This window comes from Clostridium sp. BIOML-A1 (assembly GCF_009874105.1).
Taxonomy (GTDB): domain Bacteria; phylum Bacillota; class Clostridia; order Lachnospirales; family Lachnospiraceae; genus Coprococcus.
Window position 1 is genome coordinate 34,640 of sequence record NZ_WWTL01000015.1, and the last position, 22,671, is coordinate 57,310.

Here is a 22,671-nt window from a genome sequence, read left to right on the forward strand (position 1 = left end):
TCTCACTTCCTTCCTCTCGGTGCAGCCACTTCGATATACTCGATAGCGCAGGCACATCTCGGGTGTGCAGGTGGTAACATATGTTGTCCTGCAAACAGAACCTTTCCTTTGAAATCAAAGTCGGAGTCCATATCTACCTCAGTACCTTCCAGCGCATTGCAGATGTCGCACACCGAATCGTCTCCGGATGTACTCCATCTCTTTACCATCGTTCCAAGATACCCTTCGCCCTGTGCCTGGCGTATGCCTTCATCGGCTCCACGGTTATAAGCAAAAGCACTCTCGGTCTGAGCGATTGTGAATGCCCTGGCCCGGTGCTGTTTCTCTGCATATTTCTGAGAAGCGTCCAATGCCTTCCGGCGGATGCTCTCAATCTTCATTCTCGGATGCTCTTTTCGCATCGTAGCCACGATATTGTCATAATACCTGGCATTTGCTCTTGCATCGCCCTCTGTCAGACCGATACACGGACGAATAAGCCTTGCCAGTTCATCTACTGTGTGGCTCTCTCTCATTTTCTTTTCTAAGAGTGCCGCTATTGCGTCCTTTTGTTCTTCTGTGCATCGGGTAACAAACTCAGCTCCTCTTTCGCTGATCCAGTCGAGAACGCCTGGTGTCTGAGTGTTGAACTCAAAAGCGAGACCATCCAGGATTGGTTGCCCGGTTGGTCCTGCCGCTATTGCCTGCGTCCACATTGACTGTAATCTCTCGGCAACAAGCACTGAGTAATCCTGTTGCCAAGCCTCTAACGTCTCTTTACTAAGGCTTCCGTCCGCTACTGCCTTTCGGAGTTCCTGGTACGTGATGGCGTCTTGCTGATCCTGCCAAAACCCGCATAGGATTTCAACCGGTTCGTCACATTCACTCTGCAGGTACTCTTCAAGTCTGCGTAGGACTTCTTGACTGCCCGGTGTCTTTGCCTTGCGTATTCGCTTTGGTCGTATGAACCTTATTGCCATTTGTACCGCTCCTTCCTAACCGCCTTTTAGCGGCTTCCACCACATTGTCGGGGATTTCTTCGCCTTCGTCGCTTCCATCGCTTCCTGCGGCTGTCTCGGGTTCCGGTGGCTGGTTCTGTTCTGCCTGTTGCTTACGCCGCTGGTCTACTGTCCTGTCGTCTGTTGTTCTCTCCGGCAGGTGTCCGACCTGGCGAATGTAATCTTCCAGTCCGTCGTCCGGTACTAAGATTCCGATGCCGGTCATATCCTTGATGAATGCTGCAACCTTCGTCACGTCCACATCTGCAATATCGCCGTGGGACATCTTCGGGTACTCCGTGATGCCTGCGAAATGTTCGCCGTTAATATCAATCAGAGGCGGGATGCCCTGGCTGTTGAACGTCTCGCAGATCATATCCAGGAATGCGCCGATTGCCATAGCGAACAACTCCGTCTTATCGGAGCTCAACGCCCAGGAACCGGTCTCTGAATGCCCTAAGAAAATAAAATCCGCCAGTACCGTCATTGCAATTCGGGTATCGTAGCGGTTGATGATCGCATTCGTGTCAAACTGCCGGGTACCGCCGGAGCTTAACAACTCCAACTCATAACCTGCTGGAAGTACCACACCTTCCATCTCGTCTCGGCGAATACTCTTTACCATATTTTCCAACGCAATTCGTGTCTGCTTATTCTCGGGCACATTATCATCCCAAATATCCAAACCTTCCGGAGCGTGCATTACCGGGAGTCCTGCAAGGTCTCTCTCAATGCCGATACCCTCAATCTCCTGGATTCGTCTCTTGAAGTACCAGGATCGGTAGGCATTTCTCAGAATGCTTCGCCCTTCCGGGTTGTTCTTCCTGCTCTTTGTACGGAACAGCAACGCCTTACTCATTGGTATCGTGTACGTTCCGAAGTCCGGCGGCGGCATCTGAGTCATTCCCAGCAGATTGTCCTCGTTGTCGTATTCCCATCGGTAGAGCGTTTCCTGCGCTCTGATAGGCAATTTCTTCCATCCAATCAAACCATCCGTGTACTTACTCTTCGTGGTTGGGTTCTTCGTATTTCCCATGCGGCGCTTATACACGATCTCGTGGAAGCTCCAACCGTAAGTGAGGAAAGATAAGATTTCCGAAATTGTGTCCGTCCAGGTGTCCTGCATATCGTGCATACAGCTTTCTACGAACTCTGCAGCCTCTTTGTCCTTTGCGGCGTCGCCTCCCGGCTCTACATTCCAGTCGCACTGTCTTACCAGCATCTCGATAGCAAAGAGGATCGCACCTACCACATCGTCATTCTCTGACATTTCACGGTAGACCTCTATTCCTCGTGTGCCTCTCAGTTCATGAAGGAACTCCTCGTAGATTGTTCCTCCGTAGCGTCGCTGACCTATGCGACCGATTTCTTTGTTAGCCATCTGTTCTCACCTCACTTATTCCAATAACTGCTCTTGCCTAACTGGCTATCCTTAGGCGGTGCTGAGTATGTAGCACCACTCTCTAACTCCGTAAATGCCGATGAACTTGCGTCCACCATATCCTTGAATTTGGACTGTGGGAAGTTCTCACACTCGTTGAAATACTCTTCATTCCACGGTGCGATCAGCACATCAACATTGCCCTTATCCATGCCTTCAAGTCCTAACCACTGTGCCGAGAACGGTTCTGCTCTCGTTACCTTGTCTCCGGACTCTTGAATGCACTTAACAGTAAAACCAGCCAAGAGCTTCATAAAACTCTGTGCCTGGTCTTTACCTGCCTGGCCTGGGTCCTGCGGAAGCCTTGTTGCTACCCTTCCGTATTTCGCCCTGTCAGCTATGCAGGTCTGCTTTATAATTTCTCTCACATCGGACGAACTCAACCGGCGATTGATAACGTCGGCCACAATGTACCGTCCGTTTCTTCTCTTTCCGATCAGCACGCCCGCTGTGTATGCCGGGTCTCCCTTTTCATCCTCAGATGTTGCCGCAAGGTCCCAGCCTCTCGCCCACTTGATAACATCGGGCGGTATCTCTTCCAGCATATTTACCTTTACTCGCTTGAACATCAAGCCTGCAGCGGCTTTAATCTTCCAGTTGCCATGCAGTAGTCGCTCTCTCTGCACAAGAGCCATTGCCTGCAGGTTGGCTAAATATCCCGGGTCATTCTTCATCAGAATTTTGTTGTCATGCAGCGTACTCGCAATGAACGTCACGCTCTTAGGCATCGTCTCAGCCTGTTCCGGCTTGACGCCGTTCTCGATGGCTCCCTGCACTGCCTCTTCCCTGCTGTCGAACCAGGTAACGACCTCATTCAGTCGCACCATCCAGCGGATCACTCCCGACCGTTCCGGTATCGGGTAGCCAGTCTCTTGGTTTATCCACCAGGAAATAAACTCAGCAACCCAAGAGTCTGCGTCCGGGTTGCAGGTTGCTCGTACATACGGCTTTACACCGGAATCTGTACGGTTTCGAGACAGCATATAAAAGAACTGGTACTCGCTAAAGTGCGTCAGCTCGTCAAATCCTATCATCGTGAGCTGTGAACCCTGCCAGTCGTCGCAATCTTCATCACGTCCGAGGTGGGCGAAATTGACCGATGCGCCTCTTTTGAAAGTCCAGTGTAGTTTTGGTGTCTTTAACGGCTGGGAACCTTTCACGTAGCGGTAAATCTTTCGTGAACTATCCCATAAGCCTCCTGGGGATGTTACCTGCGTGTAGTCACGTCGGAAGATAGTTGCGTTGTAGTCCGGATTGTTCATGTACCGAAGCGGCTCTAACAGCAATCCGAAGGTTTTTCCTCCGCCTGCAGCGCCTCCATAAATGCAAATATCCGCAGAGGTCGCTAAGAACATTTCCTGCGGTCCTTTCTGCGGAGCTAATACGATTTTCTCTTTCATCAATCGTCCCTCCCATTATCCGGAAGGTAAATCTGAACCTCTGCGTCATTGTCGCCGGTCTGATCCACATAGTCCTGTGGTCTATCCTGCCAGCGGTCTCTCTGACGGTTCTTCAACCAAAATATCTGAGCCGTGACATCCGGCGGTACGTGCTTCTTGGTCTTTTCGATCTTGACCGGTTTCACATTGCCGTCCTTGTCATACTCAATGATTTTCTTCTCTTCCTCGTACTCATAGCCGGTAGCTCTCTCGTAGAGACTCCTTATTACCTTCGCATCTGATACGCCTTTACCTTCTCCAAGCGCCTTGCCGAATGATTCGTGTTCCTTGGCCCATCGCATAATGGTTCGTTCGGAGACTCCCATGGCAAGGGCGATCTCTTCATTGGTGGCACCCATTGCAGCCAAAGACCACGCCCAGTTATCGTGGTAAGGGGCATTGTATTTTGGCTTAGCTGCCATACATTAACTACCTGCCACTGAGGTAGTCAGCACATAGGTACTCGATCAGTTGCCACCTGTTCTTACTCGTGATTGTCCCTTCCTTCTCAGCTTTCTTGATTGCCTGCTGAATAACGGAAGCGGACTCACCCGGTACCGCATTACTGCCAAACAGTTTAGCGAGGTAGGTCCATTCTCCTTCCTCTGTGAAACCGCAGTCGTCCATCTTCTGAGCGGCGTTCTCGATCATGGAGTGGATAGCCGCACCGACGTTTCGGATGTCCGTAAACTTCTGATACTTGCTAAGTGTCTCCACAAATCCCTTGCACTGCTCGTAGGATGCCACGCCCACAATGTCCGGAGCCTTTGATTCCAGGTCTTTAACCAGTGCGTCCATATCCTTTACCTGGTGCGGAAGGAATGTAAACGTCACATTCTTAAAATCAAACTGAACCGCAGGACTCAGCATCTTGTCGTACTGTTCCAGCGGTTCTTCCATGATCTCCTTGCCGACGAATGACTCAATCATATCGTCCACATCGTCTATCATCTTCACGATTTCTCTCAACGTACTGTCGTCGTCGAAACCGGAAATTGCATTGTGTGCCAGCTGCTTTGCCGCAATCTTGCTTCGTGAGAGACCGGACACATCGACAATAGCGATGATTTCCTTCATCTCTGCAGCACGTGCGCTCTTTACTCTGTGGTGGCCGCTGATGATTTCCAGCTTGCCATCCACCAAAACAAAAAGAGGCAGGCTTTCCAGCTGTCCTCGCTTCTTGATATTAGCAGTCAACTGATCCTGCATCTCGTTTTTCATTATCCTGGCGTTGATGTCCTGCTCCTTAACCTTATCCAGCGGAACCTTGGCGATCACCAAGCCGGAACCCATATCATAGATTACTTCGCATCCTTCGATTTGCTGGATGCCTTTGCTCTGTTCTTCTGCCATTCGTTTTCCCTCCTTAGCCATTCTTGAAGCGTCTGCTGTTCGGTTCTTCCCTCTACTAGTTCAGCCTCATACGTGAGCTTGTAGCCGTTCTTCTTGTCCTCAACCCTGTTTACAAGTTTCATGATGCCTCGTACCTCTTTGTTCTCCGGGTACCTGGTAAGCATTGCGGTGCGCATCTTTGTGACCTTCTCCTGTTCGATATTGTCCAGGAGTGTATCTACAAAATCTCTGTTCTGCGCCAGCATATAACACAGTCTGCCGAGGCGGTATGTCTTGTGTGGCACCTTCATCACGTACCAAACGAATACGCTGTCTGCCGCCATCTTCGAGATGCCGAATACCCCAGCCACATAGCCATCAATCAGCAATGCCCTGTTGAACGTCGCCGATGAACCGACAAAGTTGTGAGTCCATAACTCTCTGTAATACTGAGCCTCTGCCGACTTAATCGGGATAACCTGTACCTTGCTATCTTCCCGGATCACATAATCTCTCGGAAGCATACTGCAGTCTAACGGCTGTAACTTACTCTCTGCTGGACGTTTTATCTTCTTACCGTTTGCAAGAGCGGTTGCCTCTTCCTCTCGATTCGTAGTGATGTAAGCATTCAAATCTGCTCTCGTGCCGGAGCGAGCATATATCGTATAACCTACCGCTTCGCCCGCTCTCTTCTCCTGGTAGCAAATAACCAACGCCTTTGCATCCATGCAGAGGTCGTAGAACTGCTGGTGTCCTGTCTCCGGATCAAACAGTTCATACGGCGGTTCCTTCCAGGTCATCTTACCCTGTGTGTCGTAGAACTTCTCATAGCCGGAGAAGTAGGTCGGTGGATTTGCAATAACCAAAGCGTGCGGATCATCCAGTACCTCTTTCAGATGCTCCCACATATCCAACGGTCTGTAGCTCATGCCACCGAGCAGGTTCTTGATTACCTCTATCTGCCGATTGATACTCTCGATGTGTTCCTCTCGTCTGAGGCGTAGGTCTGTGAGTATCTGATAGAAATAATCATTGCCCGCATTTTTCGAGGTTCTGAGGTACAACTGCGCATACAATGCTGTTGCCGGGTCAAGAAGCTCTTCGTCACTAAAGCCTTGTGCATGGATTTCCAGTGGCTCTAATGACTGGCCGGTAATCGCATATCCGAGGACTGTTGACATCATATTGACGTCGCTGGTCTCGATCTGCTCCGGCTTAAACCCATTCTGTACTGCCAGGTTCGCCATTGCAAAGGTACCGGCACACGGCTCAACGAACCTTGTATATCCGGACTTTGCTGCAGTCTCTATCAGAGTAACAAGAAACTTCTGCTCCGACGGGCCTAAGCACCCCAGGAACATTGCTCCCGGATCCATAAAAAATGCCATATCCTTGTCTCCTTCCCTAAAAATTGTTCAATATATACAAAAAGCCGAGGCGGTTCCCTGGTACTGACCCGGGGATTTTTAATACCTGCCTCAGCATATTGCACAAAAAAGACCTCAGACCCGAAGGACACTGAGGTACGTTCCGTGATAATAAATAAGGCACCGTACCCTTTCGGATGCGATGCCGTTGTTTTTGGACCGGAACCCTGCGATGAACAGGACCTTAACTATGGAATAGCCACGTGCTACTTACACCAGTTCCGGATGTTATGATTAAATCCCTGCCAAACCAAACAAACTCAGCTGCTCGTAACCAGGTTCTTCCTTCCTGGTTTCGACTACTTTCTTGACAGGTTCCTTGTTTTCTTTCTTGGCTGCAGACTTCTTGACCTTCGGCTCTGACGGATCGTATAACTCCTCAATCAGTTCTCCGGTCTGCTCCGCCCACCACTCAGCGAATACGGTTCTGTGGCACCAGTCTCCTGGAACTCTCACATCTTCGTAGCAGAGAAGCACAAGTTCTTTCCCTTCTGCCCTTGCTTCCGCATTCATCTTCTCGACCATATCGATGATTCTGTCTGTGCCGATACCTTCCAACTTCTCGTAATATGCAGGCTTGAATCTGTCAAGCTCCATATTCAGCATATAGCCTTTCGGTGCCAGCGAGTAGCACTGCTTTCTCAGCGTGTACCCCAGCGGAAACTTCGGTGTTCCGATGCTTATTCCTACCGGGTAATACTTACCACTCTGTAATTCCTTGTTGCTATACCTGCTAATCCAAATTGCCATCTCAATCACTCCTTTTATGCTGGTTGTTTATAGTTTTATTATACTATACAGACCTGCCTAAGTACACTGAAATAGCCTTATTTAACCGATTGTTCATATTTCCTCTTCGGCTAACTGGCAGGGATTTCGCCCTGCCGTGCCTGCCGTTGGGAAGAAATACAACTGGCTATTTTTAGGGGTGACATTTGGGTTATCGGCTAATTAGCATATTACCACTTGGTAATTCTTTATGCAACCTACTCATTTTCTACCAGGTTGTTTTACAGCCACAGGGAGCGTTTAGAAATCCGCGCCCAGTAAGTAAATAGCCACAATGCCACAAGCTATTCCTATGTCCTTGTAGACGGTCTTATCGCTTATGTTTTCTACTTCCGAAATCTCCTGCACCGTGTAAGGTTTTTCGTCCAGGTACATCATGCTTAACTCCCTATAACGACGCTTCGCCTCTTCGCTTCCGCTCTTTTCGCACTCCTCACGGTACATTTCGGTCGCTTTTTCTATCCGGAACACGCAGTATAAATCCTCTTCACGCTTGCGCTCCGTATCTTTGATTGTCCTCTCGGACTTTCCTGCTATCTCTCTTGTGTTTCCCATAAGGTCCTCAATGAACTTCCATCTCAGTTCTGCCTGCTCCTCCGGAGTGAACTGCTCTCCATCCGATAATGTCGCCTTGATTCTTCTGTATGAGCTGAGCAGTTTCTTTGTCTTTCTGACTTTGCTATCTTCCTTCTTTCTCCTACGTTCTTCCTTCTTCTGCTCTTCCTTGTATGCCCTTACGCCTTCCTTGGCACCGATAGCAGCTATTTGGTTGATCTGTTCCTGCGTTAGGGGGAAGATTGCTTCGCCCTTTTCCTTCTCCTTATTCTCCGTTGCCATAATGTCGCCTCCTTGACTTTTCTCGCATATGCGAGTATAATATTCTCAGTCACGAGTCGTTCCTGCCAAAGGGGCGGCTTTTCTTTTTCTCAACGGTTTCTTGCCTTGCAGGTGGCAAAGTGTGATATGTAGCCAAAGCCTTCTGCACTCTCGGATGATACCTTATCAGCGCATACGACCTCGCCTTCCGGCGTAACTATCTTCTCCTTCGCCTTCACTCCTGCTCCTGGTCTGCGGTAGCTGATCATCGTAGGGTCTACCGGCATATTCTTTCCAGCCTTTGTCTTAACCCACATAATATGACACCCGCAGTTCCTGCAAGTCCCGAACGGATCATGGGACCTCATGGGATTTTATCACTCCTTTCTTTCGTTTTTTAATGCACATTCCAGTGCTTCTCTCAATACGCCGACGTTCAAATCTGCCAGCTCTATGTCTTTTTCATTCAGCAAGTCTATCTGTATTTGAAACCTACTCCTTCTTTCGGTGTAGAACGAGCAATCTCCATATCTGTCACAGGAGCTTTCTGCCGGGATGTCATAATGTATATGTTCATCGCCGTCTATGAAGTGATGCCCGCAGTCGCCTTTACGTTTTGTACAATTTTTGCAATTCATCATCCGCCTCCTACAGTCCGTCGAACCATTCTGACAGTTTTCGTGTGCTTCCATCTGCCATCTCTATTTCAGGCTCTTCTACCATCACCGTTCCGGATATGTTAGCTCTGACCTTGCCCGAAATAATGTGTACTCCATTCTCAGCGGATATTCTTTGAGCCACGGCCTCCATATATCTTTCAAGTGTATAAAGTACGCTTGCGTCAATCGGTTTTCCTATGAACTTTTGAGACATATTTTCAAATTCCTCATAAAATTCGTTTTGTATTCTGTCCCTGGTTTCGACCATTTCTGAAATCATCTTCTTCCCTCCTATATGTTCAACCATATCAAGGCTGCAACTCCTGCTATAAGCATGATCGGTGCCAGGACGATAAACAATACTGCTCCTACCGTTCCTATAAACTCGCCTACCCTTGTTTCGTCGCAGGTATCTATGCCACCACATATGAAATACTGCCCTTCGCCTGTTTCCGGATCAATTACTCTATCGCAGCACTTTCCATTGCATCCATACGTTTGTTGCCGCCTCTTTACCGCTTCCTCTTCGGTCTCTTTGTGCCTTCGCACCTATTTCACCCCCCCCCTTCAATTTTCTTCAATTCCTCAATGCTGATGATCCTGCAGTCCGGGAGCATTATATGCACGTCTCCCAAGTTGACTGCAGTACCCTCAATTCTCATTTTGGGATAGCTCACCAGCACCGAGCATTCCTGCGCTATTCTATGTGCGTTATCTGAGATAATCTTCCGGACTCTCTTCTGATCTGCCACTGAGGTTCGCTTACCGTTGACCGGTATCTTCCGGAACTCAGTCTGCATCTCAGTCTCTCCTTTGTATATCCGCTCATACACGTATAAGAAACCTCTTGCCATGTCATTTATCCTTTCTCTTCGTCCGCTACAATCTTTGCCTTTTCTCCGGTATCTTTGATTTCAAACATCACGCCAGGCTTCAAATATGCGATTGCTACCGGATGCCCGAAGAAATCCTTTGCGGCTCTTCTCAGCTTTTTCTCATACTTTGCCATCTTCTTTGCAGCGTGCGCTCTTACCCATTCTCTCGCAAATTTCATCTGCTCCATATCACTCTCCGGTGTATTCATTCTGTCTCCTTACTTTCTGTTCGATTTCTTAATTCTCTCAATCTCCTGCAGGGAAGGTTTGCCTACGCACTTCTCCATGCCAGCCGCCAGTTCCTTTGCTCCTGGGTTGTTCTTCTCGACTTCATCTGCCAGGTGGCGCAGGACTAAAACTATCAGTCCCGCGTCGTTCTTGGCGTATGGAGATATGCTGTCGATAACCCTCTCTGAGTAATACTGCAGGCCGTGGCTCACCAGGTTCATTGCCTGCTTGGTCTTGCCCTTTGCAATCAATTCATTGCCTCTGTCCACATAACTGCTCACTCTTGGTTTCATCAGTCCCATATCTACTCCTCCGGATCTTCGTAATCGTAACCTTCTGTGTCTGCATCGCCCAGGATGTCGTCTGTAATATCCTCCGGCTCTTCCTCGTTAGGTTCCTCGGCCGGTGTATCTCCCGGCTCTCCGTTGTTCTCTTCTGACGGCGTTTCTTCTGCAGGTTGGGTATCTGTTTTCTCGGTCTCCGCAGGCTTCTCTTCATCTGCCGGTCCAGGTAACGCCGGTCTTACATCTGCATCGATGTATGTACCGTCGATAATATCCTCGTTTCCTTCACCTTCCTGCTTCTGACCTTGCATGAAGTCTGAATCAAAAATCGTTCTCTGCTGGGTGTTCGCAATCGGCTGTAATACATAACAACCAGTCTCTTCATCCATAACCATCTCCATCTCGTTATTGAGATTCCCGCCTTTCTCGTCGGTAATCTTTACTGCAGATGTGACTTTGTGCTTGAACTGCGGCTTGCTAATCTCCCTGGACTCTCCCTTGATATTCGGGTCGTAGTTCGGGATAAATTCCTTCACCATGGTAACGTCAATCTTAATTGTCATACTTCCTTCTTTGGACTGCTTCTCAATCATGTTTCCAAGAAGTCTCTGCAGAACAAAATTCATATCGTGCTTCATATTCTCGAAGGTATTGCTGTCGAAATCCAATTTCTTGTCAAAATCATTCATCACTTACTCTCCTTTGCAATCTTGCCGTATTTGATATTGTTCTCATTCATAAAAGCAATCAGTTTCCCCAGCTGCTCCTTAGTTCCGTCTGCAAAGAAACGTACTCTGTACTTCTTTTCCTGCTCAGGTTCTTCTTTTGGCGCAAACGGATCAACCACCTGCGCCGCTGGTGCCGCCTGCGTTTCTCCGGCTACTGCCTGGGCGAATGCCGATTTTTCAATAGACTCAATCACCTTACCCATTTCGGACTGAGGTTCTGTCTGTTCGACTTCTGCGGCGGCTTCCTGTGCTTTCTTAGCTTCTGCCGCTTTACGCTCCGCTTCTTCTGCCTCACGCTTTGCCTGCTCCTCAGCTTCCTTCTGCTTGCGGATTTCTTCCTGGCGTTTTCTCTCGGCCTCTTCCTCAGCCTTACGGCGCTTGTCCGCTTCCAGTTTTTCTTCCAGGTCTGCCAGCCTCTTGTTCTCTGCCAGGGCCTTGCTGAGGTCCAGGGTCTTGATATACACATCCTTCGCATTCAGCTTATACTTACTATCCAGGCTGTCGATAGTCTCCAAATCTGTCTTAACCGTGTCGATCTTGTCCACGATTTCCTTCTGTGCGGTTGCCAGCTTATATGTCTGATTAAGGTAACGGCTGTCGAAAATCTTTTCAAACGGCAATACCTCGGCCAAATCTCCGATATTTTCATCGTAGGTAGCCTTGATAGCCGCTTTCTTTTCTTCCTTCTGTTTCTCCTCGAACGCCTTTACCTGCTGGTCGATCAGTGCGACCGGCTCATTGATAAGTGCCGTGATTTCCTTTAGCTCTGCCTCGAACACTGCATAAGGCTCATTGATGATGTTCTTTACCTGCTTTCTTCTCTCCTCAATAGCCTTAATGAGCTTGTTCAGCTCTGCCCTGTCATTCTTCGCTGCCTTAATGTTTTCCTCTGTGTAAACCACATTCTCGTAGCCAGCAATCTTGGCTCTTACTGCAGCCTCCAACTCTTCCTTGTTCCACTGAATGCGTCTGAGGAAACCATCCTCTGTCGGGTTAATCAGTCTGAACTCCATTTTCCCTGCCGGTACTACCGCTGTCTCAACAACTTCTGCTTCCACTGTTTCAGTTTTCTTTATTCCTGCCATTGTCTACCTCCTAAATTTGATCCGGTCCTACGACCTTTATCATCACATCAACCCTCGGCGTTTCTGGGTAAAACTTCCTTACCTGTGCATCCACGACTGCCGAATCATCGTGGTACGCTACCAGGTTTAGACTGTCGCAAACAATCTTGCCGATATTATCCCAGTCCGGCTTCTTGGTTGGTCTGATCCTGTGTTCCAACATTTCCCTGCGCTTCTTCTTGTTGGTGGACTTCGGAATTTCGTAATATGCAATTATCCTTACATCCAGCATTGCCCCTTCCGGAAACATCTTTCCTTTGGCTGCTTCGTTGTAAAACAGCTTCACCAGGTTTTCATAACTGGTGGTCTCTTTCGGGGTGTACGTCTTAACATACGCCCCAGCTCTTGAAAACTTCGGTCTCTGTTTCCCGAATGGCTGTCCTGGTATTGTGAAACGAATCTGCTTCATATCTTCATCCACTTTCTGCCTCCTATGCCTTGTCGCCAATCTCGGCCGACATCTTATCCGTCACCTTCTTGGCTGTCACCTTCGTTTTTCCGCTTGTTGCTTTGTAGAGTTCTGCCTTATCTGTGCCTTCCTCCACATACACCTTCAAGTAGTAATCTAACTGCTTTCCGGTCTCTGTCTTTTTTCTCTTTCCTGGCCCGACGGTATAACCGTTCTCGTGCAGGATTGCCGTAACCGTCTTGCGATCTTCCAGCTTGTCAATGCTGATTTCTGCCACCTTAATCAATCCCATGCTGTCATTCCTCCATTAAATTCTTCATGGCATCGAACCTCTTCGACGCCGCCTTTTCTCTCCAACTTCTGCCTGCAAACCTTACCGGAAAGCACATCTCAAATATTCTGTCATAGATACGTCTGTATCGGATGTCCTCTGACTCCTGCATATCCTTCAATGTCATATTCGTAGTGAGGATCAACGGCTTTCCGGATAAATACCTGCTGTCGATGATGTTGTACACCTTCTCTAACGCATAATCGGTACTTCTCTCTGCTCCCAGGTCGTCGATAATCAACAGCTTTGCCGCATTCAGTCCCGCCATTATTCTTTCTTCCTCGTCGGGGTTGCCCTGGATGTTCTGCAGTATCTTCACGAATGATGTCATAACCACCGGGATCATCTGATCCAGCAACTCATTCGCAATGCAGGCGGCCGTGTAACTCTTCCCGGTTCCGACCGTCCCCCAAAACAACAACCCTTGGCGTTTCTCGTACATTTCGTCAAACCTTTTCACGTAATTGCCTGCGAGGTTGTAGATTTTCTGATTGTCTCCGTCCACCTGGTATCCGTCCAGCCTTGCCGCTTTCAGCTTGGCGTCCATAAGGCTGCTGGCTTTCAATCTTTCCAAGCGCTGCATTTCCTGTCTCTTCTTTTCTTCCTCTTCCTTGCGTTTGTTCTCCTCAACCTTGCACTTACAGATACATGGAACAATTATCTCCCTGCCGCCGGTAAAATCCGACGCTGGCAACCTGGTCTGCTTTTTGGTTCTGCAGACTCCACAGTAAAGCAGTCCGTCTTTGCCGATGTAGTCGCCCTCATTCTGCTCTGTCTCGAATGCTTCTGCAGGTAATACCTTCTGCAAATCCAAATTCATCGTCACTCACTCCTTCCGAACGGATTCTCGTTGTCGTCGTACTCTGCCTCGCTCTGTACCGGCTTGTCCTTTGGCAGATAGTCCAGGAACGGCGTTGACTCTCCTAAGAATGTCTTGCCATGCTTTATGTACATTGTCTCTGTTCTCTGCTTCTTACACTGTGCCGCATAGTTCTTTACCGCTTCATACAACTGCTCGTGGGAGAAGCCATCTTCCAGGCGGGCCTTATACTTCTTGTATGCCTGCCCTTTATCAACCTTCCTCGGGTATGCCTCCCACAGTTCCTCGAAATCCGTGGTGTAATTACCAATCGCCTTATTTGACTTCTGTTCTGCAGGCTGTACCGGTTCTTTCGGCTCCGGAAGTTCCGGCGTTTCTGTGCTTTCTCCTGCCAGTGCTTCCTTCTCAGCCTTCATACGGTTGTAATATTCTCTCTGCCTGTCAGCCTCACTGGACGACTGGCCGATGAAGTTCTGAATATCCATCATGTAAATTGCTCCGTTATCGAGCATCTCGATTAAATCCAGCTTTTTGAATACATCCAATGCTTTCTCGACGGTGCCTACCTGGTGCCCTGTCAAAGTTGCCAGGATTTCCGGCGTGTACGGAATCACATTTCTATACATCAACCTGCCGGAATTGCTCAGGCTTTTCAGATAGAGTTTCAGCAGGATATTGCTGTATAAATATCCATCCTTCATACTCTCCAAAATCTTCATCTCGTCCGTGTCGAAAAAGTCCTCTTTCAGCTTTAGGTAGTAATATTTTCTGTTGTCTGCCATTCAGTCACCGCCTATCTCCTTAAATGCCTGCTGTCAAGTCCATAATCGAGATCGGCTTCTTTAACACTCTGTTGTGTCTGCAGCAATCGCACAATTCGCATCTGTCCGGCTCAACCTCTCCATTCTTAACTCTGAGGATTCTCGGCATATTCATTTCTACCATGTGCAACGCTTCCTGCAGATAGTTGTCTGTTACGTGGATAATGCGGATGTCCGGCTCTGTCTGCTTCGTTGCTCCTGCAATGAAGAACGGCAACTTCTCGCCTGTATTCTGTCTCACGATTTCCTGGTAGACCGCACCCTGGATGTCGTAACCCCAGTAACGGACAAAATCGAGGTAGCCGATGTCTTTTACCCACTTCAAATCCGTAATGGATGCCATAACCTTCAAATCAACGATAGCCACTCCCGGAATGTATGAGTCCATCTTGATCTTCCACTTCGCTCCGAACAATTCTCCTGTCATAATGACCTGCTTCTGACCGCTCATATACTTCATGAAGTATTCGTCTCGCTCAATACGTGCAATGATCTCTTCTGCCTGCTTGAAGTTCGCCTTTAACTCTCCCTTCTGAGTGAAGATTTCCGGATTGTCCTTTTTGAACTGTTCCAGGCTTCCCTCGAAATAACTGTCCACATAGCTTCCTACCAGCAGTGCTGTACTCTTTTCATCCTCCCAGCGTCCGTTCAGTTTCTCCATTCCGTAGAACTCGCAAGGCATCTTGCCGTAGGTTCCGGCAAAATCCTTGTACCCCGATACGCTCATGTACTCCTTGTTAGCCTCCTGGCTATAATAATTTTCTGATGTCAGCTGCATTCTTCTTCCTCCTATTCAACCTCTTCCAAATCTAAGCCGCCGATCTGCTGTTCCTCTTCTTTCTGCTCGATATTACCGAACGGGTCCTGTGCCTCTACGATGTCTGGCTGGTTGTCACCGTAACTTCCTTCGCCGTCCTCGTCGTAAACCTTCTGATCGTCCTGGATTGCTCTCTGCATATCCACTGACAAAATACCCCACTTGCTGAGGAGCATCTTAATAACCGTCTTTAATGCCATTGCCTCAAAATCTGTCGTCCACTTACTGCCCTTCTTGTTATTTTCCAAGTCGTATCTGTACGCTGTCGAATACTTGCGGGCATGGTTCTCAACCTCTGCCGTTGTCATAAACAGTTCTTTTCTGAAACCGGTTAATAACTTAAACCAGGCATAATAGCCAGCGATGTTCTCCGATTTTCCTTCGGCTCTCTGCGTACACTTCGAGAAATCCGTCACAAACTCAACCTCTCCGGTAATCGGATTGTATGAAACCAGCTCGTCCTTATAGACAACCGAGCAGTTCATCTTTTCATAATATCCGGAGCGGATCGCCAGCTGGATAAATCCCTTGTACATCATCTGAAACTGTGCTTCCGGATGTTTCTCCCACTGTCTCGTCTGCGGATTGTACTTATTGTTGTTGTAAGGCACGATTGCCGCAAACCCTAAATTGCTGTCAATCGGCAAATCGTAGGTTGCTGCTACAAACGCTGCGCTCATGATCGTTGTTGCCGGGCATTTCTTTAACTGTGCTGATCCAGCAACCACATTCGTAATGGATGCTAAAAACTGTGGTGCTTTCTGCCCTAAGACTTCCGTAAATTTCTTCTTTACTGCGTCCTGGGAAATCATGCTCTTAACCTGCGCTGCTACACTTAACTGCGTTCCCTGCTGTGTTGCCACTGCATTCTGTTCTGCCATACTACCTTTCCTCCTTTTCTGCTTCCGTGAGGCTTTCGCCACACAACTTTAATATTTCTTCTGCGCTCATATCATCCACGCATTCTTCACAAATCTTCCCTTCCGGAGAATCCCAAAACTTATCTCCTGCCAGGATTCCATACCCGCATTTCACACATTCGTGAACCGGTACCGGCTCCGGTGCGTTCGGGCATCTTGGATGGCATGGGTTCATACCGCATTCTGCACACATATTCCTTCTGCCTCCAATCTTCTCAAAAACGTCGTAGCATTTACCGAGCATCTGAACAGATAGTTCTTAACCTCGTCCTTGAATAACAACGGCAGGTATTCCTCTCTGTTCTCAATCTTGCATATATCCATCTTCCGGTTGCACAACCATAAGATTTGCTCAGCCTCTTCATCTGAGATGTGAATTTCTTTCTCTCTGTACTCGTCTACAATTTTCTGCAGCTCTTCGCTCATAGGCTTTCTCCTCTCTCCATTCTTCAATGAAGTCCGGCAGGTACATTCTCGCCTCATTTACAAAATATCCGACGATCATCACCACTGGTAAAACCAGCCACTCGCCGCCGTAGGCTTTATATCCTCTCTCGATGTACGCTGCTTCAACCGATACTTTTGTGAGGGCCAGTCCCAGGCTTACCCAAAACCAATACAGTCTCACAAATCTTCTGACTTTCTTTCTAAATCTTCTCATACCGCCTGTTCCTTTCACTTATAGAAGTAGTGCTTGCCGTACTTGAAAAGAAATTCCAAATTCTCGCTGTGCCACTTACTGTCGCTCTTGCTCTCAAAATACAAAGCATCCTGGCTTTCGTTCCAATGGTCTACCTGGATCAGCTTCAATGCTTCGTAACACTCCTCGTCCGGCTCTACTGCATCGTATCTTCCGTTTGCAACTGGACTGAACTGGTTCTTCTGAAAAATCACTTCCTCGATTGTGTCCGGGAACTCATTGCTCCAAACTCTGTTGAGGACTACCAGCATAACCAGTGCCTTTCCTTTCACGCCTTCGCTCTCAGCTTCGGCCATTGCTATCTTGCATAGCAGGTAAGAATCGTCCTTGTCCCAATCCATACTTGCAATCAACGGTTCTTCTGTCTCAACTGCCTTTGCTGTCTCCGTTGGTTGCGTTGTCTCTTCGACCTCCGGCATATACGTCGTCTCTGCCACTTCCTCTGTGGCTATGTAGACCGGCCGGCTTTTTTCTTTCTCCTGCCCGAGCGTTTCTGAAATGCCACTTACTGCAAAACAGGCAGCTCCGACCATCGTTGCCATTCTTGCCGCAAACAATATTCTTCGCTTACTTGCTTTCTTCAATTCTGAACTCCTTTCCGGCGTTGCTCCGGCTTACTTGCCGTTCAAATACTTCTCTCCGGCAATTTTCATTTCGCTTATTACCTCTGCCATCTTTTCGAGCTGCCCGATGATTTTTTCCAAGGCTGGTAATTCATCCTTTGTGATTTTTCCATCTGCAGTTATCTCGATCAGACTGTCTCGCATATTCTTCAATGAATCCTCATTGAAGTTCTGCAAAAGCCTTAGTGCAATTCCTTCTAAACTTTTTTCTTCGGTTGCCAGTGGTAGGAATCCGTGTACCGGGCATTCTCGCATACAGTACCCAGTAATCAATTCCGGGGCGTTGTAGAGGTCAGCCATAAGCACCACCTTGTCCACCGGGACAACCTTCGTGTTGCCAAGCTCATAATCTGCCAATGTCGAAACCGATATTCCCAACAGTTCTGCAGCTCCTTCACGGCTCCATAGCCTCTCGTTGTACGTTGCCGCCTTTTTCCTGGCCTGGAAATACATATTTGTGTTCTCGTTTGTAGGGCCTCTTCCCATTTCTTGTTACCTACCCTTCCGCTATAATTTACTTATCAGCTGGAACAGCGACCAGGTTGATTCCGAGCAGGTTATTCACCCCGCTTACGATTGCTTTGTTCATCATCTTGCCGTTAATTACCAGTGACAGCCGATCCCTGGAGACATCCAGCTGCTTCGCCAGCTCATTGACGGTCATGCTCTGTTTTACCAGTTCCACCTTCACTGTCTGACACCATTCATCGGACGGTGTTTCGGTTCTCTCCGGCAGTCCTTCCGTTCCAAGCACTTCGTTGATCTTCTCAGCGATTACCTTGTAACTCGAATTGGAATATCTGCCGTTGACTACCTGGGAAACAGTAGCATTGCTGTAACCGATTTTTTCGGCCAGCTGCTTCAATGTCATATCGTGGTCGATTACTGCTTTTTTAACAGCTTTGCCCCACTGTGATGTTTCCTGCTTCATGCTTGCGTTTCACTCCTTTCTCGCATTTGTGTAAAAACTATTTATCTTTTCTGATTTGCGTGCTATAATGTAAGTAAACCTCTTTACAAACTCGCAAACAGACGCACGAAATACAAGCACAATCTCTCGGCTCGCAACTTTGAGTTGTTTTGTATTTCATGTATTTATTATAGCACGTATCTGCGAGTTTGTAAATGTTTTTACTCTTATTTGCGTATTATTTTTACCACGGAGGTTGCCTATGGAAATCATCGAAAGAATCACTGAAACCCTTGAAAAAACGGACAAAAAGGCTACTGATCTGTGCGACCGCCTCGGCATTCGGACATCTACGATGTCTACCTGGAAAACTCGCAATAGCGACCCGCCAGCGAAATACATCAAACCGATTGCAGACTTCCTGGGCGTGTCAGTTCATTACCTATTGACCGGCGAAGAGGCTCCTGCCCGCAAGCTCACCACTGCAGAAGAGGACGAACTTCTCGAACTGTACCGGGCATTGCCACAGAACAAACAATTTGAGTTTATCGGGGAGCTCAAGGGATTTCTGAAAGCCTATACAGAGTCTCAGAAATACCTCGACAAAGAAAAAAGATTATCAGTTTAGAATGGTACCGACTTTACGACCGGTACTGAGGAGATGTGCCTATGAATAACAAATACTTTGAGCTGGCACGCAATGAGGAGAGGTCCGGGAACGATGCCGCTGCATTGCTTCTTTATCTCTCCTCTTTTTGTGACAGTTGCAATCACGGCACCAGGAACCGCTCCTACGGTGTCGTAGCAAAGATCCGGCACCTGCAGCACCGGCTTATGCTCACTGACCTGCAGTTGTTCGGATTGGTTCACTCATACGGTCCGCTTACGGACTCTGAGTGCAAGAAACTTTTAGACTGTTCCATACGTGGTACCGGTATCTCCGGTTACGCCTATGGATATTAACAAATTCTCAGAGCGTCTTTCACATTGTATGCAGGAACGCCACTTGAACGGTAACGACCTTGCCGTTCTTTCCGGTGTGACTGCCGCTACAATCTCACGCTACCTCAACGGACTGCGAACACCGACCGTCGATAATGTCGTTCTACTAGCTGATGCCCTCGATGTGTCCGTAGATTACCTTCTTGGACTGCATAATGTCCCGGAGGATAAAATACTCGTGTCCTTGTATTCCGTCGCTTCCAGCGACGATAAGCGTGTCCTATGGACGCTCCTGGAAAGATACGGAGGAAACCATGGAACAACTAAACGGCAATGAACCATTTACCCTGCACGGTTCAGATACTTCTATCATGCTGCAGGATTTTTGGCGTTGGGCGTATTCTGATCTGCTCAACAATACCCACCGTGGAGTGCTTGCCGAATTTCTCGTACACTCTGCCCTGGAAACAAAAGATGTCGCACGTGCCGACTGGTTACCGTTCGACCTTACTTCTCCTTCCGGTCTCCGGATCGAGGTCAAGTCGTCTGCTTATCTGCAGGCGTGGACTCCGGAAGATGTATTCTCACAGATTAGCTTCGACATTGCAAAGAAATTTGCCTGGGATGGAGCTACCTACGCCTCTATGGCTATGCGTAACAGTGATTTGTATGTGTTCTGCGTCTTTACCGCTCGTACACGAGATGTTTCAATTCTTGATCTCGACTACTGGGACTTTTATGTTCTACCTACCTCGGTTCTTAATGAGAAGGTGCCGGAGCAAAAAACAATCACGCTCTCTTCCCTCCTCAAACTTGAACCAGCAAAAGTGGATTTCGCTGGCCTGCCTGCGGCTGTGGAATCAGTAAGGTTACCGGATGAAACTACCTAACGGTTACGGCAGCGTAACCAAACTTTCCGGCAACAGGCGTAAGCCGTACCTGGCCCGTGTTACTCTCGGCTGGATCACGGACGAACAGACCGGAAAGACCGTACAGAACCGTGTTCCTCTTGGGACATTCAAGACTAAGAAGGAAGCTCTGCAGGCACTCGCTGAGTACGGAGCTAATCCTTACGATATACAAAATGCCGCTATGACCCTGGCGGAACTCTACGACAAATGGACTGCAGCTTACTTTCCTACCCTGGAAAGCGAATCATCCTGCCGTACCATTAAGTCAGCGTGGAGTTACTGCCACGCCATTGCCGGGATGCGTGTTAAGGACCTTCGTGCCCGCCACATCAAGGGCATAATGGAAAATGGCTACATTATTCCTTCACGTGGAGCCAATAAGGGCGAAAAGGTGCTTGCGTCTGCAGGCACAAAATCCCGGATCAAGTCTATGTTTAATTTAATGCTGGACTATGCGCTCGAATATGAGCTTGTTGATAAGAACTACGCCCGCACATTTGAACTGTCGGACGACATCATCAAAGAAAAGGAAGAAGCAAAACGCGGCCACATCATCTTCCAGGACTCAGAAATGCAGACACTTTGGGATAACGTCGGCAAAATCCGGTTCGTGGACTGGGTTCTCATACAGTGCTACATGGGATGGCGGCCGCAAGAACTCGCCATACTGGAACTAGAGGACGTACATCTTGACGAACGCTATATTGTCGGTGGTATGAAAACACAGGCTGGGCGACACCGTATGGTGCCTATCCACCCAAAAATATTTGACCTGGTTAAGAAAAACTACGACTATGCCCTTGAACTTGGAAGCCACCGGCTCTTTAATGATCCGGATTCTCCGAAGGGCGGCATGGCAATTACCTACGACAAATATGCCGGCCGTTTCGATAAAGTGATCGCCGCTCTCAAACTCAGAGACGATCATCGACCGCATGACCCTCGAATGACATTCATCACCATGGCAAAGAAAGCCGAGGTTGACGAATACACAATCAAAAAACTTGTCGGTCACAGAATCACCGACATAACAGAGGCAGCTTATACAGACCGTGACTTAGAATGGCTCAGAGCCGAACTTGAAAAGATACCGTAACCCTCGTGGTTGCGGTATTTCCGTTTTCTGCAGATAGTCAAAAAAGTGTTACCTTCTTCGTGTTTCCTACTTGTTACCTACCGGTTTCCTACTTTCCCGTTTTCACCACTTTTTACACCATCTCACACCAAATTTCATTTTTCCACTTCCGGGTACCAAAAAAGTACCGCAATCACTGTGATTACGGTACTTCCTGGGTTTAACATCTTTTCAATTTGTAAAGTCTATTTAGAACTTACCAGCCTCGGCTGCTTCCTCAACAGAAACAGCTACAGCAACTGTCATACCAACCATAGGGTTGTTACCAGCACCGATCAGACCCATCATTTCTACATGAGCAGGTACGGATGATGAACCAGCGAACTGAGCGTCACTGTGCATACGTCCAAGTGTATCTGTCATACCGTAGGAAGCAGGACCTGCTGCCATGTTATCTGGGTGAAGTGTACGACCTGTACCACCACCTGAAGCAACTGAGAAGTACTTCTTTCCTAACTCGTTACATTCCTTCTTGTAAGTACCAGCTACCGGATGCTGGAAACGAGTTGGGTTTGTTGAGTTACCGGTGATAGATACATCAACACCCTCTTTGTGCATGATAGCAACACCTTCTGGTACAGAGTTCGCACCATAGCAGTTAACCTTTGCACGAAGTCCTTCTGAGTAAGACTTTCTGAATACTTCTTTAACTGTGTTTGTATATGGATCATACTCAGTCTCAACAAATGTGAAACCGTTAATTCTTGAAATAATCTGAGCAGCGTCCTTACCAAGACCGTTTAAGATAACACGAAGTGGCTCTTTACGAACTTTGTTAGCTTTCTCTGCGATACCGATCGCACCTTCTGCTGCTGCAAATGACTCATGTCCTGCTAAGAAACAGAAGCACTTTGTCTCTTCTTCCAGTAACATCTTACCAAGGTTACCATGTCCAAGACCAACCTTACGTGTATCAGCAACTGAACCTGGGATACAGAATGACTGAAGGCCTTCACCGATTGCTGCTGCAGCTTCTGAAGCCTTTCTGCAGTTCTTCTTGATTGCGATTGCTGCACCTACTGTGTATGCCCAGCATGCATTCTCAAAACAAATAGGCTGAATGCTCTTTACCTGATTGTATACGTCTAAACCAGCATCCTTTGTGATCTTCTCTGCCTCTTCGATTGAGGAGATACCGTAGCTGTTTAATACTTCATTGATCTGTTTGATTCTTCTTTCATATGATTCAAATAATGCCATTATATCGTTACCT

Annotated in this window: 33 protein-coding genes; 4 read left to right on the plus strand and 29 right to left on the minus strand. The window is 48.0% G+C overall.

The genetic code is table 11. From position 1 onward, the window contains the following. Window positions 1-2: 2 nt before the first annotated feature. From GT641_RS11365 to GT641_RS11500, 28 genes are all read right to left on the minus strand, one after another. A complete protein-coding gene (locus GT641_RS11365; protein WP_161117599.1) occupies window positions 3-959 on the minus strand; it encodes a phage minor head protein in 957 nt (318 codons plus the stop codon). Beyond that, window positions 880-2,358: a hypothetical protein gene (locus GT641_RS11370; protein ID WP_161117600.1), complete on the minus strand. Its 1,479-nt coding sequence runs from the start codon at window positions 2,356-2,358 to the stop codon at window positions 880-882. The genes GT641_RS11365 and GT641_RS11370 overlap by 80 nt, the downstream gene beginning before the upstream one ends. Before the next feature lie 11 nt (window positions 2,359-2,369). Continuing rightward, window positions 2,370-3,818 carry a phage terminase large subunit gene (gene terL / locus GT641_RS11375; protein WP_118389538.1) on the minus strand — a complete coding sequence of 483 codons (1,449 nt, stop codon included), beginning with the start codon at window positions 3,816-3,818 and terminating at the stop codon, window positions 2,370-2,372. Further along, window positions 3,818-4,279 (minus strand): LuxR family transcriptional regulator, encoded by a 462-nt coding sequence (locus tag GT641_RS11380; protein ID WP_161117601.1) that lies wholly within the window; start codon window positions 4,277-4,279, stop codon window positions 3,818-3,820. Before GT641_RS11380 ends, terL begins: the two co-directional genes overlap by 1 nt. 7 nt (window positions 4,280-4,286) lie before the next feature. Beyond that, window positions 4,287-5,210 (minus strand): ParB N-terminal domain-containing protein, encoded by a 924-nt coding sequence (locus GT641_RS11385; protein ID WP_012742953.1) that lies wholly within the window; start codon window positions 5,208-5,210, stop codon window positions 4,287-4,289. Then, window positions 5,159-6,577, minus strand: a complete 1,419-nt coding sequence (locus GT641_RS11390; protein WP_161117602.1) for a hypothetical protein — start codon at window positions 6,575-6,577, stop codon at window positions 5,159-5,161. The genes GT641_RS11385 and GT641_RS11390 overlap by 52 nt, the downstream gene beginning before the upstream one ends. Window positions 6,578-6,850: 273 nt before the next feature. Further along, the gene (locus tag GT641_RS11395; protein ID WP_161117603.1) at window positions 6,851-7,366 is read right to left on the minus strand and encodes a hypothetical protein; all 516 of its coding nucleotides are present in this window, start codon (window positions 7,364-7,366) and stop codon (window positions 6,851-6,853) included. 279 nt (window positions 7,367-7,645) lie between these two features. Then, a complete protein-coding gene (locus tag GT641_RS11400; RefSeq protein WP_161117604.1) occupies window positions 7,646-8,242 on the minus strand; it encodes a MerR family transcriptional regulator in 597 nt (198 codons plus the stop codon). 89 nt (window positions 8,243-8,331) lie between these two features. Then, on the minus strand, window positions 8,332-8,538 hold the full coding sequence (locus GT641_RS11405) for a hypothetical protein (RefSeq protein ID WP_012742957.1): 207 nt from the start codon (window positions 8,536-8,538) through the stop codon (window positions 8,332-8,334). A 60-nt stretch (window positions 8,539-8,598) separates the two neighbouring features. Continuing rightward, window positions 8,599-8,859 carry a hypothetical protein gene (locus GT641_RS11410; RefSeq protein ID WP_161117605.1) on the minus strand — a complete coding sequence of 87 codons (261 nt, stop codon included), beginning with the start codon at window positions 8,857-8,859 and terminating at the stop codon, window positions 8,599-8,601. A gap of 10 nt (window positions 8,860-8,869) precedes the next feature. Further along, window positions 8,870-9,160, minus strand: a complete 291-nt coding sequence (locus tag GT641_RS11415) for a hypothetical protein (RefSeq protein ID WP_161117606.1) — start codon at window positions 9,158-9,160, stop codon at window positions 8,870-8,872. A gap of 11 nt (window positions 9,161-9,171) precedes the next feature. After that, entirely contained in the window at window positions 9,172-9,429 is a 258-nt protein-coding gene (locus tag GT641_RS11420) for a hypothetical protein (protein ID WP_161117607.1), read from the minus strand. Between the two features lie 5 nt (window positions 9,430-9,434). Next, the gene (locus GT641_RS11425; RefSeq protein WP_161117608.1) at window positions 9,435-9,734 is read right to left on the minus strand and encodes a hypothetical protein; all 300 of its coding nucleotides are present in this window, start codon (window positions 9,732-9,734) and stop codon (window positions 9,435-9,437) included. Window positions 9,735-9,739: 5 nt separating this feature from the next. Beyond that, entirely contained in the window at window positions 9,740-9,964 is a 225-nt protein-coding gene (locus GT641_RS11430) for a hypothetical protein (protein ID WP_161117609.1), read from the minus strand. A 9-nt stretch (window positions 9,965-9,973) separates the two neighbouring features. Continuing rightward, complete coding sequence (locus tag GT641_RS11435) at window positions 9,974-10,285, minus strand: hypothetical protein (protein ID WP_161117610.1); 312 nt, start codon at window positions 10,283-10,285, stop codon at window positions 9,974-9,976. Window positions 10,286-10,287: 2 nt separating this feature from the next. Then, the gene (locus GT641_RS11440) at window positions 10,288-10,956 is read right to left on the minus strand and encodes a hypothetical protein (protein WP_161117611.1); all 669 of its coding nucleotides are present in this window, start codon (window positions 10,954-10,956) and stop codon (window positions 10,288-10,290) included. Further along, a complete protein-coding gene (locus GT641_RS11445) occupies window positions 10,956-12,080 on the minus strand; it encodes a DUF1351 domain-containing protein (RefSeq protein WP_161117612.1) in 1,125 nt (374 codons plus the stop codon). The genes GT641_RS11440 and GT641_RS11445 overlap by 1 nt, the downstream gene beginning before the upstream one ends. Window positions 12,081-12,090: 10 nt before the next feature. Further along, window positions 12,091-12,540 carry a RusA family crossover junction endodeoxyribonuclease gene (locus GT641_RS11450; RefSeq protein ID WP_161117613.1) on the minus strand — a complete coding sequence of 150 codons (450 nt, stop codon included), beginning with the start codon at window positions 12,538-12,540 and terminating at the stop codon, window positions 12,091-12,093. A gap of 10 nt (window positions 12,541-12,550) precedes the next feature. After that, on the minus strand, window positions 12,551-12,820 hold the full coding sequence (locus GT641_RS11455; RefSeq protein WP_117483421.1) for a hypothetical protein: 270 nt from the start codon (window positions 12,818-12,820) through the stop codon (window positions 12,551-12,553). Window positions 12,821-12,824: 4 nt separating this feature from the next. After that, on the minus strand, window positions 12,825-13,679 hold the full coding sequence (locus GT641_RS11460) for an ATP-binding protein (protein ID WP_161117614.1): 855 nt from the start codon (window positions 13,677-13,679) through the stop codon (window positions 12,825-12,827). A 2-nt stretch (window positions 13,680-13,681) separates the two neighbouring features. Next, window positions 13,682-14,461 (minus strand): phage replisome organizer N-terminal domain-containing protein, encoded by a 780-nt coding sequence (locus GT641_RS11465; RefSeq protein WP_161117615.1) that lies wholly within the window; start codon window positions 14,459-14,461, stop codon window positions 13,682-13,684. Window positions 14,462-14,480: 19 nt separating this feature from the next. Continuing rightward, entirely contained in the window at window positions 14,481-15,278 is a 798-nt protein-coding gene (locus GT641_RS11470; RefSeq protein WP_161117616.1) for a PD-(D/E)XK nuclease-like domain-containing protein, read from the minus strand. Window positions 15,279-15,289: 11 nt separating this feature from the next. Next, the gene (locus tag GT641_RS11475) at window positions 15,290-16,198 is read right to left on the minus strand and encodes a recombinase RecT (RefSeq protein WP_012742969.1); all 909 of its coding nucleotides are present in this window, start codon (window positions 16,196-16,198) and stop codon (window positions 15,290-15,292) included. A 1-nt stretch (window position 16,199) separates the two neighbouring features. Beyond that, window positions 16,200-16,430: a hypothetical protein gene (locus tag GT641_RS11480; RefSeq protein WP_243143757.1), complete on the minus strand. Its 231-nt coding sequence runs from the start codon at window positions 16,428-16,430 to the stop codon at window positions 16,200-16,202. Between the two features lie 168 nt (window positions 16,431-16,598). Further along, on the minus strand, window positions 16,599-16,898 hold the full coding sequence (locus GT641_RS11485) for a hypothetical protein (RefSeq protein ID WP_161117618.1): 300 nt from the start codon (window positions 16,896-16,898) through the stop codon (window positions 16,599-16,601). Between the two features lie 14 nt (window positions 16,899-16,912). Beyond that, window positions 16,913-17,521, minus strand: coding sequence for a cell wall hydrolase (locus GT641_RS11490; RefSeq protein WP_041254101.1), 609 nt, complete (start codon window positions 17,519-17,521; stop codon window positions 16,913-16,915). A 30-nt stretch (window positions 17,522-17,551) separates the two neighbouring features. Next, complete coding sequence (locus tag GT641_RS11495; RefSeq protein ID WP_161117619.1) at window positions 17,552-18,046, minus strand: helix-turn-helix transcriptional regulator; 495 nt, start codon at window positions 18,044-18,046, stop codon at window positions 17,552-17,554. Between the two features lie 28 nt (window positions 18,047-18,074). Then, a complete protein-coding gene (locus GT641_RS11500; RefSeq protein WP_161117620.1) occupies window positions 18,075-18,491 on the minus strand; it encodes a helix-turn-helix transcriptional regulator in 417 nt (138 codons plus the stop codon). Window positions 18,492-18,732: 241 nt separating this feature from the next. Here GT641_RS11500 and GT641_RS11505 point away from each other — a divergent pair, with 241 nt between their 5' ends. The 4 genes from GT641_RS11505 (at window position 18,733) to GT641_RS11525 (ending at window position 21,419) form a co-directional block, all read left to right on the plus strand. Continuing rightward, window positions 18,733-19,098, plus strand: a complete 366-nt coding sequence (locus GT641_RS11505) for a helix-turn-helix domain-containing protein (protein ID WP_012742976.1) — start codon at window positions 18,733-18,735, stop codon at window positions 19,096-19,098. Between the two features lie 41 nt (window positions 19,099-19,139). Then, window positions 19,140-19,433, plus strand: coding sequence for a hypothetical protein (locus GT641_RS11510; protein ID WP_012742978.1), 294 nt, complete (start codon window positions 19,140-19,142; stop codon window positions 19,431-19,433). A 293-nt stretch (window positions 19,434-19,726) separates the two neighbouring features. Further along, window positions 19,727-20,302: a hypothetical protein gene (locus GT641_RS11520; protein ID WP_161117622.1), complete on the plus strand. Its 576-nt coding sequence runs from the start codon at window positions 19,727-19,729 to the stop codon at window positions 20,300-20,302. Next, window positions 20,289-21,419, plus strand: coding sequence for a tyrosine-type recombinase/integrase (locus tag GT641_RS11525; RefSeq protein ID WP_161117623.1), 1,131 nt, complete (start codon window positions 20,289-20,291; stop codon window positions 21,417-21,419). The genes GT641_RS11520 and GT641_RS11525 overlap by 14 nt, the downstream gene beginning before the upstream one ends. 228 nt (window positions 21,420-21,647) lie before the next feature. On the opposite strand, the gene GT641_RS11530 is transcribed toward GT641_RS11525, so the two are convergent. Beyond that, window positions 21,648-22,658, minus strand: a complete 1,011-nt coding sequence (locus GT641_RS11530; protein ID WP_161117624.1) for a GGGtGRT protein — start codon at window positions 22,656-22,658, stop codon at window positions 21,648-21,650. Between the last annotated feature and the right edge of the window lie 13 nt (window positions 22,659-22,671).

What these genes read in the sequence shown, in the direction of transcription:
- GT641_RS11365 (WP_161117599.1), bottom strand. Translation starts at nt 959, where the DNA reads ATGGCAATAAGGTTCATACGACCAAAGCGAATACGCAAGGCAAAGACA.
- GT641_RS11370 (WP_161117600.1), bottom strand. Translation starts at nt 2,358, where the DNA reads ATGGCTAACAAAGAAATCGGTCGCATAGGTCAGCGACGCTACGGAGGA.
- terL (WP_118389538.1), bottom strand. Translation starts at nt 3,818, where the DNA reads ATGAAAGAGAAAATCGTATTAGCTCCGCAGAAAGGACCGCAGGAAATG.
- GT641_RS11380 (WP_161117601.1), bottom strand. Translation starts at nt 4,279, where the DNA reads ATGGCAGCTAAGCCAAAATACAATGCCCCTTACCACGATAACTGGGCG.
- GT641_RS11385 (WP_012742953.1), bottom strand. Translation starts at nt 5,210, where the DNA reads ATGGCAGAAGAACAGAGCAAAGGCATCCAGCAAATCGAAGGATGCGAA.
- GT641_RS11390 (WP_161117602.1), bottom strand. Translation starts at nt 6,577, where the DNA reads ATGGCATTTTTTATGGATCCGGGAGCAATGTTCCTGGGGTGCTTAGGC.
- GT641_RS11395 (WP_161117603.1), bottom strand. Translation starts at nt 7,366, where the DNA reads ATGGCAATTTGGATTAGCAGGTATAGCAACAAGGAATTACAGAGTGGT.
- GT641_RS11400 (WP_161117604.1), bottom strand. Translation starts at nt 8,242, where the DNA reads ATGGCAACGGAGAATAAGGAGAAGGAAAAGGGCGAAGCAATCTTCCCC.
- GT641_RS11405 (WP_012742957.1), bottom strand. Translation starts at nt 8,538, where the DNA reads ATGTGGGTTAAGACAAAGGCTGGAAAGAATATGCCGGTAGACCCTACG.
- GT641_RS11410 (WP_161117605.1), bottom strand. Translation starts at nt 8,859, where the DNA reads ATGAATTGCAAAAATTGTACAAAACGTAAAGGCGACTGCGGGCATCAC.
- GT641_RS11415 (WP_161117606.1), bottom strand. Translation starts at nt 9,160, where the DNA reads ATGATTTCAGAAATGGTCGAAACCAGGGACAGAATACAAAACGAATTT.
- GT641_RS11425 (WP_161117608.1), bottom strand. Translation starts at nt 9,734, where the DNA reads ATGGCAAGAGGTTTCTTATACGTGTATGAGCGGATATACAAAGGAGAG.
- GT641_RS11430 (WP_161117609.1), bottom strand. Translation starts at nt 9,964, where the DNA reads ATGAATACACCGGAGAGTGATATGGAGCAGATGAAATTTGCGAGAGAA.
- GT641_RS11435 (WP_161117610.1), bottom strand. Translation starts at nt 10,285, where the DNA reads ATGGGACTGATGAAACCAAGAGTGAGCAGTTATGTGGACAGAGGCAAT.
- GT641_RS11440 (WP_161117611.1), bottom strand. Translation starts at nt 10,956, where the DNA reads ATGAATGATTTTGACAAGAAATTGGATTTCGACAGCAATACCTTCGAG.
- GT641_RS11445 (WP_161117612.1), bottom strand. Translation starts at nt 12,080, where the DNA reads ATGGCAGGAATAAAGAAAACTGAAACAGTGGAAGCAGAAGTTGTTGAG.
- GT641_RS11455 (WP_117483421.1), bottom strand. Translation starts at nt 12,820, where the DNA reads ATGGGATTGATTAAGGTGGCAGAAATCAGCATTGACAAGCTGGAAGAT.
- GT641_RS11460 (WP_161117614.1), bottom strand. Translation starts at nt 13,679, where the DNA reads ATGAATTTGGATTTGCAGAAGGTATTACCTGCAGAAGCATTCGAGACA.
- GT641_RS11465 (WP_161117615.1), bottom strand. Translation starts at nt 14,461, where the DNA reads ATGGCAGACAACAGAAAATATTACTACCTAAAGCTGAAAGAGGACTTT.
- GT641_RS11470 (WP_161117616.1), bottom strand. Translation starts at nt 15,278, where the DNA reads ATGCAGCTGACATCAGAAAATTATTATAGCCAGGAGGCTAACAAGGAG.
- GT641_RS11475 (WP_012742969.1), bottom strand. Translation starts at nt 16,198, where the DNA reads ATGGCAGAACAGAATGCAGTGGCAACACAGCAGGGAACGCAGTTAAGT.
- GT641_RS11480 (WP_243143757.1), bottom strand. Translation starts at nt 16,430, where the DNA reads ATGTGTGCAGAATGCGGTATGAACCCATGCCATCCAAGATGCCCGAAC.
- GT641_RS11485 (WP_161117618.1), bottom strand. Translation starts at nt 16,898, where the DNA reads ATGAGAAGATTTAGAAAGAAAGTCAGAAGATTTGTGAGACTGTATTGG.
- GT641_RS11495 (WP_161117619.1), bottom strand. Translation starts at nt 18,046, where the DNA reads ATGGGAAGAGGCCCTACAAACGAGAACACAAATATGTATTTCCAGGCC.
- GT641_RS11500 (WP_161117620.1), bottom strand. Translation starts at nt 18,491, where the DNA reads ATGAAGCAGGAAACATCACAGTGGGGCAAAGCTGTTAAAAAAGCAGTA.
- GT641_RS11505 (WP_012742976.1), top strand. Translation starts at nt 18,733, where the DNA reads ATGGAAATCATCGAAAGAATCACTGAAACCCTTGAAAAAACGGACAAA.
- GT641_RS11510 (WP_012742978.1), top strand. Translation starts at nt 19,140, where the DNA reads ATGAATAACAAATACTTTGAGCTGGCACGCAATGAGGAGAGGTCCGGG.
- GT641_RS11520 (WP_161117622.1), top strand. Translation starts at nt 19,727, where the DNA reads ATGGAACAACTAAACGGCAATGAACCATTTACCCTGCACGGTTCAGAT.
- GT641_RS11525 (WP_161117623.1), top strand. Translation starts at nt 20,289, where the DNA reads ATGAAACTACCTAACGGTTACGGCAGCGTAACCAAACTTTCCGGCAAC.
- GT641_RS11530 (WP_161117624.1), bottom strand. Translation starts at nt 22,658, where the DNA reads ATGGCATTATTTGAATCATATGAAAGAAGAATCAAACAGATCAATGAA.